Below are 13,323 nucleotides of genomic sequence, written 5' to 3' on the forward strand. Positions count from 1 at the left end.
TCCGTCATCCGTGCCTGGTTTCGTCGTGTACGTGCTCCCACGACGAAACCCCGCAGGCCTTCCAGGTACCCCTGCCGCGCACGTGCTCCGGCTGGCCGATCCCGTGGTCACCTTGGGCGACGTCGTTCTCGACATCGAGACCGGCGCCGGGAACCACGACGGCCGGCCGGTGCGCCTGAGCGCGGCGGAGCTGGTCATGCTGCGCATGCTGCTGTGGCACCGCGGCGACATGGTGAGTTGGAGGGTCCTGGCGAACGAGCTCGAAAGCACCGGTGTCATGTACAGCCGCGACCGGGTGCGATGGCGGATCGCCGTGCTTCGCAAGAAGCTGGACGACCAAGCAGGCCACGTCATCCAGACCGTCCAGTGGAAGGGATACCGGCTCGGCTGACGCCGTCGGCCGACCGTCTCAGCGTGACAGCTCGTCGCGGACGATCCGGTCGATCCGGCCGGCCGCCTCGCGTACGCGCGTGACGACCGCCGGCACGAGCGCGATACACCCCCCGACGATGCCGGTCACGATCCAATACCCGGAACCTCGCAGGATTCCGATCACCAGTAGAACGCCGGCCACGAAGACCACCGGCAAAAGGGCGCACCGGAGCAGGTGTTGCGCACGCCCGGCACGACGCGGCCGCAAGTTCGTCATCGTCAGCACCGATCTTCTCGCCCCCGGTTCTTCGTCCGAGGATCCGCCGATGCGCACCCCGCGCGTGGAGCACCGCGTCGATCCGTCCAGGAATCCCGCCCTTTGGGGAAGGCGCGCCATCGCGTCGTCACCGGCGGCGACGACGTCCACAAGGGACGTCATCGTCCTTCCACACAACAGTTCTCGCACGAAGTGACCGGCCCCACGTGTGATCGGGCAGCAGTACTGGACAAGACGACGACGGCATTTGCCCGGGCCACCCCCTCCACTTAATCTTGAACCAGTCCAGAGAAAGCACGCTCCAGTCTCGTTTCCCGGGAAACAGACCTTTCCCGACGAGTTCTGCCGATGCCACATTGGAGACAAGACGATGACCGATCAGACGCCCAGTCCGACTCGCAAGCGTGGCCGCGCCGTACTACTGGGTGCCGCCGCAGGAGCCGTTGTGGTGGCCGCTGCCGTGGTCACGTCGATCGTGGTGGTGAGCAAAGGAAACGACACGCCCGCGGCTGCGCCCGCAAGCCCGGTGCCCACGGTCACAGTGAAGGATGTCGCGGCGGCCAAGGAAGCCACCCCGACGGGGCCCACCGTCTACTTCAGCGCGAAGCTCAGCGGCGCGGAAGAAGTTCCGACACCCGGCGGCCCCGCGTCGGGCTCCCCGGTCGGGACCGGAACCGCGCTCGTCGCGGTCGCCGGCGACCGGGTCATCTTCCAGCTGGGCTGGGACGGCATTTCCGCACCCACGATGGGCCACATCCACGAAGGCGCGAGCGGCGTCAACGGCCCGGTCGTGGTTCCTCTGTTCGGCACGGCGATGCCGGCCACGGTCGACGCGGCGGCGGGCGCGATCGACCTCACCGACGCCGGCCTCGCCGACCGGCTGCGAAAGAACCCGGGCTCCTTCTACGTGAATCTCCACACGACCGAGTTCCCCGGCGGCGCGCTGCGCGGGCAGCTCGCGCCGGCGGCCGGAGACCAGCACGACATGCTGGCCTTCGGCTGGAACGCCCAGCTGAAGTCCCAGAACAACGGCGCCAACGAGGTACCCGACCCGGCCGGCCCGAAGTCCGGCGACCCGGACGGCCGCGCGGATTCCTCCGTGAAGTTCGTCGACGACACCCTCGACTACTCCTTCACCTGGACGGGCATCGCCGAGCCCACGATGGGCCACGTCCACTGGGGCCCCGCGGGGCAGAACGGCGAAGTGCGGGTCCCGTTGTTCGGATCAGCGGTTCCGGAAAACATCTTCGCCGTCTCCGGCTCGGTCTCCGGCCTCGACGATTCCCTGCTGAAATCGATCAAAGCCAAGCCCGAGACCTTCTACACCAACCTCCACACCGCCGAATTCCCCGGCGGCGCGGTGCGTGGCCAGCTGCAACGCTGACCTCACGTCACACGACCATCGCATGTGGACCGTCCGGTCGGACGGTCCACATGCGACTGTGCCGACCGGTCACCGACCCCGTACATGTGATGGATATCGCGCCGACGTACCCGCTTCGCTCGCCGGTGGGTTCGAACGTCCAGATCGACTGCCCATTGGTCGGCAAACCCCGCGTACGCTCTTGGCCGCCGTCCACGATTCTGGTGAGCTTCATCCCGGAAGGGTCGCCGTGGGGTTGGTCGTTCACCCACGGGTTCACCGCAAGCACCGTGGCAGTGCCTTCGTGGCCGCCCCGCACCGGACAATGACGTTGGCCGGGTCTCGCCTCCAAGTCCCTGGTTCGGTCGATCGCACGGCGCCGTTCCGGCCAAGTCCGGGAATTCGCCCGAGTTCCCCTTCGGGTACGGGAGGACGTCGTTCAATGCCCACTCTCAGCGAAGCACATTCCCTTGATGAAGAATCGTGTGTCCGGCACGTCTTCGCCGGCACGCGCACGCTGCCCCGGGAAACCTGCGCGGAGGTCCTGACACCGGTTCCACTGGACACGGAACACGCGGGCTGGGTCTGCGTGCTGCCGGCCGGGCATCTGACCGACCGCGACCACCGAGCCCAGGACGGCATGACGTGGTGACCATGCGGACCAGAATCGGCTACCGCGTGACCGCGGACGACTCCGTGCGGGCCCTGCCGTTCAGCGAAGAGTTCTACTCACGGAAACCGGACGTCATGGCCAGCGGGCGGCTGGTCGCGATGTGCGAATGGCCGTGCATGGACCTGCTGCGCACCCGGATCACTCCCCTCGAGTGCTCCCTCGGCGTCTGGCAGCGGATGGAACACCTCGCCCCGATCGTCATCGGCGCCGAGCTCGTCATCGAAGCGACCTGCACGCTGCTGCGCCGCCGCTACAGCGAATGGGACGTCACCGTGCACGACGAGGCCGAACGGGTCGGCGCGGCCCAGCTGGGGTTCGTGACGGTGGACCAGGGCGAGTTCGAGAGCACCCGGCTGCGGCGCAAGCCCAGCCCGGCTGCCGTCGTCCTCGCCGAACCGGCGACGATCACCCGCTGAAGACGGCTGGGAACGGGGTCTCCGGAACCTTCCGGAGACCCCGTTCCCAGCCGGAGCCGTACGGGTCAGGCGGGGGTCATCGCAATGCCCTCGATCTCCACCAGCAGATCCGACCGGCAGATGTCGGTGGTGAAGTACGCGACGGCACAGTCCGGCGCCAGCGCCTCGGCACAGATCTCCCGCACCTGCGCCAAATCCGCGTGCTCGCGGACGTAGACCTTGACGTTGCGCAGGTCGCGCGGCGTCCGGCCGTCCGTCAGGCCGTGCGCGGCAAGGTTCTCGGCGCCGATCACGTGCGCGATGTTGGCCAGCGCCTCGCGACACTGACGGTCGACGCGGCCGGGGTGGACCGTCCGGTGCCCGACGATGCTCGCCGTGCCCGAGACGTAGATGTGCCCCGAGTCGGACAACCAGGTCGCCCGGGCGAAGCCGGGAGGGCGCGGCCCGTACCGGCGCGGGTACCGGTACGCCGGAACCTGGCGGGTGTTTTCGATGTTGAGACTGTGGCCGGATCGGGTCGCCAGGAAGCAGAACGCGATGCCCCCGCCGAGGGAGCCGACGCCGGTGGCCGCCGGAAGGTCACCGGCGCCCAGGCCGGCGCGGTCGAACGCGATCGCCCGGCCGAGGCAGAAATCCCGGTAGATTTCCAGGCCCTCGGCGTTCCGGCCGTTGATCCGGTGGAGGTAGTTCCAGACGCGGAACATCCGGTGGTAGCCGTGGGACCGGGCCAGGTCCAGCGCGGTCAGGTACGCCGTGGCGATCGCGTCGGTGTAACCACGGGCTTCGCGAACGTGCCCGGCGGCGAAGAAGTGCTCGCCGTCGTGGGCGTAGACCACCCCGTCACGGCTCCCGCGCTCGACCTCGCCGCTGGTGTGCCACACCTCGGTGAAGGCGTCGGCGTCGTCGCGTACCAGCTGCACGGTCAGTTCGGGGTACCCCGCGTCGTCGTGCGGTTCCCGGTGCCGCCCGGCGTACCGGATGGCACCGAGCACAGTGGACGCCGACGCCACACCGAAGGCGGGCGTCAGCACGGGCAGGGCGTACGTACTGGCGGTTTCAGCGGACATCGGGCGCAGCCCAGCCGAGACCGTCCTTCGCCGTCGTCAGCCCGCCGGCCGGGTCGGTCCCGGCACCGAACCGGGCCTCGTCCTGCAACCTCTTGCCCTCGTGGAAGGTCGCGCCGACCACCTGGGAGGTGTAGAGCGGATTGACCTCGTCGCCCGCCGTCGCCAGCGCGTCGACCGCGTGGCCGAAGTCGGCAGCGGCGGCGGACAGATCGGTCAGATCGGCGTCGGCGGAAGCCAGGCCCGCCACCAGTTCCGCGAACGCCGCGGTCTCGTCGGTCGCGACGTCGGTCAGCTTCTTCGCCGACCAGAAGTAGGACTTCTCGTCGCGGTGCATGTCGTAGAAGGAGATCAGGAAGCGGTAGAACAGGCTGTACTCCCGCCGGTACCGCGTCTCGAACTCCGCGAAGCTCTGCTCTTCGGCCATGCCGTCCAGGCAGCTGTTGACCGATCGCGCGGCGAGCAGGGCGCCGTAAGTGGCCAGGTGCACCCCGGAAGACAGCACCGGGTCCACGAAACAGGCGGCGTCGCCGACGAGCGAGATTCCCGGCGCCCAGAACTTCTCCTTCCAGTACGAGTAGTCCTTGCGGACCCGGACCTGGTCGTACGGGGCCTCGGTCGCGGCCGGTACCCCGTCGAGTTTCTCGGCGACTTCGGGGCAGGCGGCGATCAGCTCGGTCCACGCCGTGCGCGGGTCCTGCTGGATCAGCGCCCGGTGCTCGGGCGCGACGACCGCGCCCACGCTGGTCAGGTCGTCGCGCAGCGGGATGTACCAGAGCCAGCCCGCGTCGAAGGCGGCGCAGAAGATGTTGCCCCGCTGGGGTTCCGGCAGCCGGGCGCCGCCGGCGAAGTAGCCGAACACCGCGAGGTTGCGGAAGAAATCGGACTGGATCCGCTCGCCGAGCTGCCGGTGGAGGCGGCTGGTGTTGCCGGAGGCATCGACGACGAAGCGCGCGTGGGCGGTCCGCGCGGTCCCGCCGGCGTCGGTGTACTCGACCCCGCGCACCCGGTCCCCGTCGGAGACGACCGCGCGCACCGCGCAGCCTTCCCGGACTTCGACCCCGTTGTCAACGGCGTTGCGCAGCAGGATTTCGTCGAACCGGGACCGCTCGACCTGGAACGCGGTCGACGTCGGCTCGGGCACCCGCGGTGACATGGCGAAGGAGAATTGCCACGGCTTCGCGTTGCGGCCCCAGCGGAAGGTTCCGCCGCGTTTGAGCGTGAAACCGGCCCGGGACACCTCGTCGTCGACGCCCAGCAGGCGGCACAGGCCGTGCACGGTCGACGGGAGCAGCGATTCTCCGATCTGGTAACGGGGGAAGTGCTCCTTTTCGAGGAGCAGCACGCGGTGCCCGCGCATCGCGACGACCGTCGCCGCGGTCGAACCCGCCGGCCCGCCGCCCACGACGATGACGTCGTAACTGAGGTTTTCCATGGGCGCCCCGTCCCCCGCGTGCTGTCCGTCCGACGAAGCTAGGACCGTAACGCACCACGGCGAGCCGCCCGCAGCGCAGCAACGTGCTTTCGTCCGTCGCGTCCGCCCGGAAGAGCACATTTCCCGGAAGAGCCGACACGGCGGCCCGGGCTCGGCGACAATCAGAGGCAAATGCGCCGACCCCGGGGCCGCAGCTGGGAGACCACCATGGACGATCGGACCGCACTTCGTCTCGTTCCCCGCCTGCTGGGCGACAACGCACGGCGCTACGGCGGCAAGGAAGCGTTCGGGGACGGCCGGCGGTCCGTGACGTGGGCCGAGCTGGCGGACCGGACGGCGCGGCTCGCCGCCGGGCTCGGGGTCGAGCGGGGTGAGCACGTCGCGTTCCTGCTCGACGATCGCCTGGAGCTGGTCGAAGGGGTGCTGGCCGCGACCCGGGCGGCCGCGGTCGGGGTGCTGCTGAGCCCGCAGAGCACCGCCGCCGAAGTGGCCGCCCTGCTCGCCGACTGCGCGCCGGCCGTGGTGGTGACCGACCAGCGCCACGTCTCTTCCGTGACGGCCGCGGCCGCCTGCCCGCGGCGGGTGATCGTCGTCGGCGACGAGTTCGAGGACCTGGCCGCCGGCGACGCGGGAGCGCCGCGGGACGACCTCGGGCCCGACGAGCCGGCGTGGATGATCTACACCTCCGGGACCAGCGGGACGCCGAAAGCGGCGGTGTCGACGCAGCGCGCGGCGCTGTGGTCCCCCTCGGCCTGCTACACCGCGCTGCTCGGGTTGTCCGCGGACGACCGGCTGCTGTGGCCATTGCCGATGTCGCACAGTTTCGCGCACTCGTTCTGCCTGCTCGGGGTGACGGTCGCCGGGGCGTCCGCGCGGCTGTGCCCCGAGCGGGACCCGGCGGCGGTGGCCGGACAGCTGCTCCGGTACCGCCCGACCGTGCTGGCGGGGGTGCCCGCGACCTACCGCCGGCTGCTGGACACCGGCCTGGCGCCGGTTCCGTCGCTGCGGATCTGCGTGACCGCGGGCGCACCCGGCGACGCGGCGCTGCGGTCGGCCGTCGAAGCGGCGCTCGGCGCACCGCTGCTCGACTGCTACGGCAGCACGGAGACCTGCGGGATGATCTCGGTCGAACCGGCCACCGGCCCGAGGGTGCCCGGCACGAGCGGCCCGCCGGTGCCGGGCGTCCGGGTGCGCGTGGTCGCCCCCGACACCGGCGAAGACGTGCCGCCGGGAACCGAAGGCGAGATCCGGGTGCAGAGCCCCGGCCTGATCTCCGGCTACCACGACGCCGCCTCGCGGGAGGTCCGGCCGCTGCCCGGCGGCTGGTACCACACCGGCGACCTGGGCCGGCTCGACGAGCACGGGCACGTCGTCGTCGCCGGGCGGGTGAGCGACCGGATCGTGCGTGGCGGCCACAAGATCGACCCGGCGGAGGTCGAGCAGGTGCTGCTCGGCCTGCCCGGCGTGGCTGACGCGGCGGTGGCCGGCCGGCCACACCGGCTGACCGGTGAGGCGCCGGTCGCGTTCGTGGTGCCGAGCGGGGCACCGCCCGAGCCCGCCACGCTGCTGCGAGCCTGCGCGGAAGCGCTCTCCGAGTACAAGGTGCCCGAAGAGATCCGGTTCACCACCGTGCTCCCCCGCACCGGTTCGGGAAAGCTCCGGCGACGCTCACTGCGTGACGCGCTGGCCGCGGAGACGCAGGCGGCGCCGGTCCGGCGCTGGGCCGCGCTGCCGCCGGGCGAACGGTTCCCGGCCGTGCTGGACCTCGTCCTGACCGAGGCCGCGGCGATTCGCGGGCAGCGGGTGGATCCGGCGACGGCCTTCGCCGACTCGGGGATGACCTCGATCGAGGCGGGCACGTTCTGGCAGCGGCTCAGCGTGCTGACCGGGCTGAAGCTCGCGGCCACGCTGGTCTGGGACCACCCGACGCCGAGCGCGCTGGCCGGCCACCTCGACCGGCTCCTCGCCGGGAAGCCCGCGGACCGGGCGGCGAGCCCAGCGCGGCTCGCGGACGACCCGGCGGAGCCGGTGGCGATCGTCGGGGTGGGCTGCCGGCTCCCGGGTGGCGTGTCCTCACCCGAGGACCTGTGGCGGCTGGTGCACGACGGGATCGACGCGACCGGTGACTTCCCGGCGGACCGGGGCTGGGACCTGGGTTCCCTCTACGACCCCGAGCCCGGGCGCGACGGCACGAGCTACACCCGCCGCGGCGGCTTCCTCGACGACGTCGCGGGCTTCGACCCGGCGTTCTTCGGGATAGCACCCCGGGAGGCCCTGGCGATGGACCCCCAGCAGCGCCTGCTGCTGGAGGTCTCGTGGGAGGCCCTGGAACGCGCGGGCGTCGCGCCGTCGTCCCTGCGCGGCAGCGACACCGCCGTGTTCGTCGGGCTGATGAACAACGGCTACGGCTCCGGCGAAGCACCGGAAATGGAGTCGCACCTGCTGCTCGGTTCGTCGGGCGCGGTCGCGTCCGGCCGGATCTCCTACGTGCTCGGCCTGCGCGGCCCGACGATGACCATCGACACGGCCTGTTCGTCGTCACTGGTCGCGATGCACCTGGCCGCCCGGTCGCTGCGGGCGGGCGAGTGTTCGCTGGCGCTGGCCGGCGGGGTGACGGTGCTCGCCACGCCTCGCCCGTTCATCGCGTTCAGCCAGCAGCGCGCGCTGTCGGCGGACGGGCGGTGCCGCTCGTACTCCGCCGGCGCGGACGGCACCGGCTGGGCCGAAGGCGCCGCGGTGGTCGCGCTGGAACGCCTGTCGGACGCCCGCCGCCACGGACACCGGGTCCTGGCCGTGCTGCGCGGATCCGCCGTGAACTCCGACGGCGCGTCCAACGGCCTCACCGCGCCGAGCAGCGAGGCCCAGCGGGAGGTCATCCGCCTCGCGCTCGCCGACGCCCGCCTCGATCCGTCCGAAGTGGATGTCGTCGAAGGGCACGGCACCGGCACGAAGCTCGGCGATCCGGTCGAGGTGACCGCGCTGCTGGCCGCCTACGGCGGCCCTCGCGACCATCCGCTGTGGCTCGGCTCGGTCAAGTCGAACATCGGGCACACCCAGGCCGCGGCCGGTGCCGCCGGGGTGGTCAAGCTGATCTGGGCGATGCGCCACGGCGAACTGCCGAAGTCGTTGTACGCCGACGAACCCACCCCGTACGCCGACTGGGAATCCGGCGCGGTGCGCCTGCTCGCCGACCCGGCGCCGTGGCCGAAAGGACAGCGGCCGCGGCGCGCGGCGGTCTCGTCGTTCGGCATCGGCGGCACCAACGCGCACGTGATCATCGAAGAGCCGCCCGAGCCCGAGACTCCGCCGGCGCCGCGGGATCAGGGGCCGACCACGGCACCGTGGGTCCTTGGCGGCGCCGACGAAACCGGGTTGCGCGCCCACGCCGCGCGGCTCGCCGACTCGCTCACCGACGAATCCGTCGTGGACGTCGCGCGGGCCCTCGCGACCACCAGGGCACCGCTGCACCGCCGCGCGGCCGTGCTCGCCGGTGACCGGGCCGAAATGCTCGGCGGGTTGCGGGCCCTGGCCGACGGCGTGGCGCACCCGGGAGTCCGGAAGGCGACCGCGGCGACCGAGCCCGGTCCGGTCTTCCTGTTCACCGGCCAAGGTTCCCAGCGCGCCGGCATGGGATTGGCCTTGGCCGAGGCGTTTCCCGTGTTCGGAGCGGCCTACCAGGCCGTGTGCACGGAGTTCGACGCCTTTCTCGACACGCCGTTGCTCGAAGTACCGGCGGACCTGCTGGACCGGACCGACTACGCGCAGCCCGCGCTCTTCGCGTTCGAAGTGGCCATGTGCTCGCTGCTCGAGGCGGCGGGGATCCGGCCGGGCCGGGTCGTCGGCCACTCGGTCGGCGAACTCGCCGCGGCGCACGTCGCGGGGGTCCTCTCGCTCACCGACGCGGTCCGGCTGGTCGCGGCCCGCGGCCGGGCCATGGCCGCGATGCGTCCCGGCGGGGTCATGGTCGCCGTGCGCGCGTCCGAGCAGGACGTCCGGCGGCACCTGTCCGCCGAAGTGTCCGTCGCCGCGGTCAACGGGCCCGAAGCGGTGGTGCTCTCCGGTGAACGGGCGGCCGTCGCCGAAGTGGTGACGCGCGTCGGCCGGCCGCACCGGCGGCTGCGCGGCGACTACGCGTTCCATTCGGCGCTCCTGGACCCGGTTCTCGACGAGTTCCGGGCCGTGGCCGAAACGGTCCGCTACCGGCATCCCGAGGTGCCGTTCGTGTCGACGCTGACCGGCGAGGTCGAGTCGGAGGCGCTCACCGCCCCGGGCTACTGGGTGCGGCAGGCGCGGGAAGCGGTCCGGTTCGCCGACGCGGTCGGCGGGCTCGGCACGGACGGGCTGTTCGTCGAAGTCGGGCCGTCCACCGCACTCACCGTGCTCGGCGAGGCGTGCACGAAGGGCACCTTCGTGCCGGTTTCGGGCGGGGAAGCGGAACCGGTGGCGTTCCTCGACGCGCTGGCCACCCTGCACGTCCACGGCGCCGACGTCGGCTGGCGCGCGGTCTACGGCTCCGCCGCGACGATCGACCTGCCGACTTACCCGTTCGAGCACCAGCGCTACTGGCGCGGCGGTTCCCGGGCGCGGTCTTCGTTCCTGGGCGAAGCGCAGCCGGCGGCGGACGGACCCGAGGTCCGGCACACGAGCGTGCTGTCCGCGGAAACCGTTCCGTGGCTGGGAGATCACCGGATCGGGGACGACGTCGTCGTGCCGGCGGCCGCGTTCGTGGACCTCGCGTTCCAGGCCGGCGGCACCGGGCGGCTCGAGGAACTGATCGTGCACGAGCCGCTGATCCTGCCGGAGAAGGGCGAGACACAGGTTCAGGTGGTCGCCGGTACGGCCGACGTGACGATCTGGGCCCGGACCGGCGACGAGTGGACCAAGCACGTCACCGTGAAGACGGCGCCCGCGGGAGCGGTCCCCGCCGCTGAGCCGGGCGGGCCCTGGCCGCCGGCGGGTGCGGAGCGGGTGCCGGTCAGCTACGGCAAGCTGGCCAGGCGCGGGCACCGCTACGGTCCCGCCTTCCGCGGGGTCACCGCCCTGTGGCGACGGGACGAGGAGCTCTTCGCCGAGGTCGAACTGCCTCGCCGGGAAACCCCCGGCGACCACGCCCTGCACCCGTGCCTGCTCGACGCGGCGCTGCACGCGTCCCTGCTGGCCGGCGGACCGGATCAGGACACGATCCGCGTCCCGTTCGCGTTCACCGGCGTCGAACTGCACCGCACGGGCGCGGACGCCGTCCGCGTGCGGATCAGGCGCGTCAGCGCCGACGAAGTCGCCGTGCGGCTCACCGACTCCTCGGGCCGGCTGGTGGCCTCGGTCGACTCCCTGGTGACCCGGCAGCTCGACGAGCGCACACGCGCGGACGCCGTCGCCCGGCGGGCCGTGCAGCACGTCAGCTGGCTGCCCGTCACCCCGGGGACCACGACCGGCCGGCACGCCGTGTTCGACACGGCCGGCGCGGACGGCGCGGGCAGCCCGCCGGAGCGCGCGCGGCGGCTGCTGGCCGCCACCCTCGCGCGGTTGCAGGCATCGCCTGGGGAGCTGCTGGCCGTCGTCACCCACAACGCCACCGGTCCCGACCCGGACCCCGCCGCCGCCGCGGTGTGGGGGCTGGTCGGCAGCGCGCAGCGGGAACAGCCCGGCACCGTCGTGCTGGTCGACCTGTGCGGCCACCCGGATTCGGCCGCCGCGCTCGACCGGGCCGTCGCCGCCGGCGTCCCCCAGGTGGCCGTGCGCGGCGGCCGGCTCCTCCAGCCGCGGCTGGTGCCGGCGCCCGCCCCCGACCGGGAACCCCCCGTGCTGGATCCCGGCGGGAGCGTCCTGATCACCGGTGGTGGCGGCGCGCTCGGCGCCCTGCTCGCCCGGCACCTCGTGGGCCGGCACGGAGTCCGGCACCTGGTACTCGCCGGGCGCCGCGGTGAACGGCCGTCCTGGGCGGACGACCTGGCCGCCCGGGTCACCGTCGTGGCCTGCGACGTGCGCAGCCGGCCGGCCGTCGACGAGCTGGTCGCGTCCTGCGAGCCGCCGCTGACCGCGGTGTTCCACCTCGCGGGCGTGCTCGACGACGGCGTGCTCTCCTCGCAGACGCCGGACCGCATCGCCGGCGTGCTGGCCCCGAAGGCGGACGCAGCCTGGCACCTGCACGAAGCCACCGAGGGGCTGGCCGCCTTCGTGCTCTACTCCTCGGCCGCGGGCGTCCTGGGCCGGCCCGGGCAGGCGAACTACGCGGCCGCCAACAGCTTCCTCGACGCGCTCGCCCGGTACCGCACCGCGCGCGGACTGCCCGCCCAGTCGCTGGCCTGGGGGCTGTGGGACGCGGGCATGACCGGGCAGACGACCACGGCGTCCGACACGGTCCTGCCCTTCGACGCCGAGACCGGCATGGCGGCGTTCGAGCGGGCGTTGCGGACGTCCGACCCCGTTCCGGTGCCCCTGCTGCTGCGGCGGGAAAGCCGGAACCCGGACACCCCGGCGATCCTGCACGAGCTGCTGCCCCCGGCCGCGGACTCCGCCGGGACCGGCGATGCGGCGGCCTGGCCCGACCTGCTGGCGCAGGCGGCGCCGGGCGAGCGCAGCGCCGTGCTCGCCGAGCTGGTGCGCGCCGAACTCGCGGACGTCCTCGGGTTCACGGACGCGCGGGCGCTGCCCGAGGACAAGGAGTTCACCGCCGTCGGCTTCGATTCCTTGATGGCGCTGCAGCTGCGCAACCGGATCGCCGCGCACACGGGCCTCCGGCTGGCGCCGACCGTCGGCCTGGACCACCCGACGCCGGCGGAGCTCACCGCGCACCTCGAAGAACTGCTCGGCGCGGCCCCGCCGGAGCCCCCGGCCGAAGCTCCGGCTCCGGGGTCGCCGTACGGGATCGCCGCGCTGCACCGCCGGGTGTTCGCCGAGTGGGGACCGTACGAGGCTATGAAACTCCAAGTGATCGCGTCACAGGCGCTGCCGTCGTTCTCGGCCGCCGAGGCGGGCGAGCACGCCCTGCCGCCAATGCGGATCGCCGCGGGCTCCCAGGACCCGGTGCTGTTCTTCCTGCCTAGCTACCTGCGCTGGGACGACCCGGTCCCGGTCCGGCTGAAGCAGTCCTTCGGCGACCGCTACGACCTCTTCATGCTCCAGTACCCCGGATTCGGCGCGGACAAGGCGATCCCCCGGGATCGGGAGACCCTGGTGGAGACGTTCGCAGGGCAGGTGCGCGCGCTCGCGGGCGACCGCCCGGTCGTCCTGCTCGGCTACTGCTCCGGCGGCCTGCCCGCGCACGCGCTGGCGGCGCACCTGGCCGCGACCGGCCCCGCCCCGGCCGGGGTCGCGCTGATCGAGTCCGACATCGGCCTCACCGACGGCACCGACCCGCGCACGATCGCCCTGATGACAGGCGCCCCCACCATGCCGGCCGGGCTCGCGGAAGCCGGCCACTTCGGCGACGCGTGGGCGCTCACCGTCGGCGGGTACGTGCGCCTCTTCGACCGCTGGAGCCCCGAACCGTCGCACGTACCGACCTTGCTGCTCGGCGGCCGGCCGACGCCGGGGATGCTGGAGGCCGATCCGGACCGTGATTGGCGGCCGCGGTGGCCGTTGCCGCACGACGCGGTGGACGTCCCGGGCGACCACGACACGGTCCTCACTGACGACGCTGAGACCACGGTTACGGCGCTGAGCACGTGGATCAAGGCGACGCTGACCAGCTGATCCGACGTCGCAGTTCCGTTACGACGCGGCT

Annotated in this window: 8 protein-coding genes; 5 read left to right on the top strand and 3 right to left on the bottom strand. The window is 72.6% G+C overall.

Features of this window, described 5'->3' with window-relative positions; genetic code table 11:
- Nucleotides 1–82 precede the first annotated feature (82 nt).
- Nucleotides 83–391 carry a helix-turn-helix domain-containing protein gene (locus MUY22_RS01450; protein ID WP_247056176.1) on the top strand — a complete coding sequence of 103 codons (309 nt, stop codon included), beginning with the start codon at nt 83–85 and terminating at the stop codon, nt 389–391.
- Between the two features lie 18 nt (nt 392–409).
- Here MUY22_RS01450 and MUY22_RS01455 read toward each other — a convergent pair whose 3' ends face one another.
- Nucleotides 410–811, bottom strand: coding sequence for a hypothetical protein (locus MUY22_RS01455; protein WP_247056178.1), 402 nt, complete (start codon nt 809–811; stop codon nt 410–412).
- A gap of 286 nt (nt 812–1,097) precedes the next feature.
- Between MUY22_RS01455 and MUY22_RS01460 the strand changes: the two genes are divergently transcribed.
- The 3 genes from MUY22_RS01460 to MUY22_RS01470 all read left to right on the top strand — a co-directional run bounded on the left by MUY22_RS01460 (nt 1,098) and on the right by MUY22_RS01470 (nt 3,101).
- Nucleotides 1,098–2,033, top strand: a complete 936-nt coding sequence (locus tag MUY22_RS01460) for a CHRD domain-containing protein (RefSeq protein WP_247056180.1) — start codon at nt 1,098–1,100, stop codon at nt 2,031–2,033.
- 421 nt (nt 2,034–2,454) lie between these two features.
- Nucleotides 2,455–2,664 carry a hypothetical protein gene (locus MUY22_RS01465; RefSeq protein ID WP_247056182.1) on the top strand — a complete coding sequence of 70 codons (210 nt, stop codon included), beginning with the start codon at nt 2,455–2,457 and terminating at the stop codon, nt 2,662–2,664.
- 2 nt (nt 2,665–2,666) lie between these two features.
- Nucleotides 2,667–3,101, top strand: coding sequence for a thioesterase family protein (locus tag MUY22_RS01470; protein WP_247056185.1), 435 nt, complete (start codon nt 2,667–2,669; stop codon nt 3,099–3,101).
- A gap of 65 nt (nt 3,102–3,166) precedes the next feature.
- Here the strand turns inward: MUY22_RS01470 and MUY22_RS01475 are convergent, their stop codons facing one another.
- The gene (locus MUY22_RS01475; protein WP_247056187.1) at nt 3,167–4,168 is read right to left on the bottom strand and encodes an FkbO/Hyg5 family chorismatase; all 1,002 of its coding nucleotides are present in this window, start codon (nt 4,166–4,168) and stop codon (nt 3,167–3,169) included.
- A complete protein-coding gene (locus tag MUY22_RS01480) occupies nt 4,158–5,600 on the bottom strand; it encodes an FAD-dependent oxidoreductase (RefSeq protein ID WP_247056189.1) in 1,443 nt (480 codons plus the stop codon). Before MUY22_RS01480 ends, MUY22_RS01475 begins: the two co-directional genes overlap by 11 nt.
- A 207-nt stretch (nt 5,601–5,807) precedes the next feature.
- On the opposite strand from MUY22_RS01480, the gene MUY22_RS01485 reads away from it, so the two are divergent.
- Nucleotides 5,808–13,292 carry a type I polyketide synthase gene (locus MUY22_RS01485; protein ID WP_247056191.1) on the top strand — a complete coding sequence of 2,495 codons (7,485 nt, stop codon included), beginning with the start codon at nt 5,808–5,810 and terminating at the stop codon, nt 13,290–13,292.
- Nucleotides 13,293–13,323: the final 31 nt, after the last annotated feature.

Origin of the sequence: Amycolatopsis sp. WQ 127309 (assembly GCF_023023025.1) — a bacterium.
Classification (GTDB): domain Bacteria; phylum Actinomycetota; class Actinomycetes; order Mycobacteriales; family Pseudonocardiaceae; genus Amycolatopsis.

Coding starts and splice junctions, on each gene's coding strand:
- MUY22_RS01455 (WP_247056178.1), bottom strand. CDS start 811: ATGACGTCCCTTGTGGACGTCGTCGCCGCCGGTGACGACGCGATGGCG.
- MUY22_RS01465 (WP_247056182.1), top strand. CDS start 2,455: ATGCCCACTCTCAGCGAAGCACATTCCCTTGATGAAGAATCGTGTGTC.
- MUY22_RS01470 (WP_247056185.1), top strand. CDS start 2,667: ATGCGGACCAGAATCGGCTACCGCGTGACCGCGGACGACTCCGTGCGG.
- MUY22_RS01475 (WP_247056187.1), bottom strand. CDS start 4,168: ATGTCCGCTGAAACCGCCAGTACGTACGCCCTGCCCGTGCTGACGCCC.
- MUY22_RS01480 (WP_247056189.1), bottom strand. CDS start 5,600: ATGGAAAACCTCAGTTACGACGTCATCGTCGTGGGCGGCGGGCCGGCG.
- MUY22_RS01485 (WP_247056191.1), top strand. CDS start 5,808: ATGGACGATCGGACCGCACTTCGTCTCGTTCCCCGCCTGCTGGGCGAC.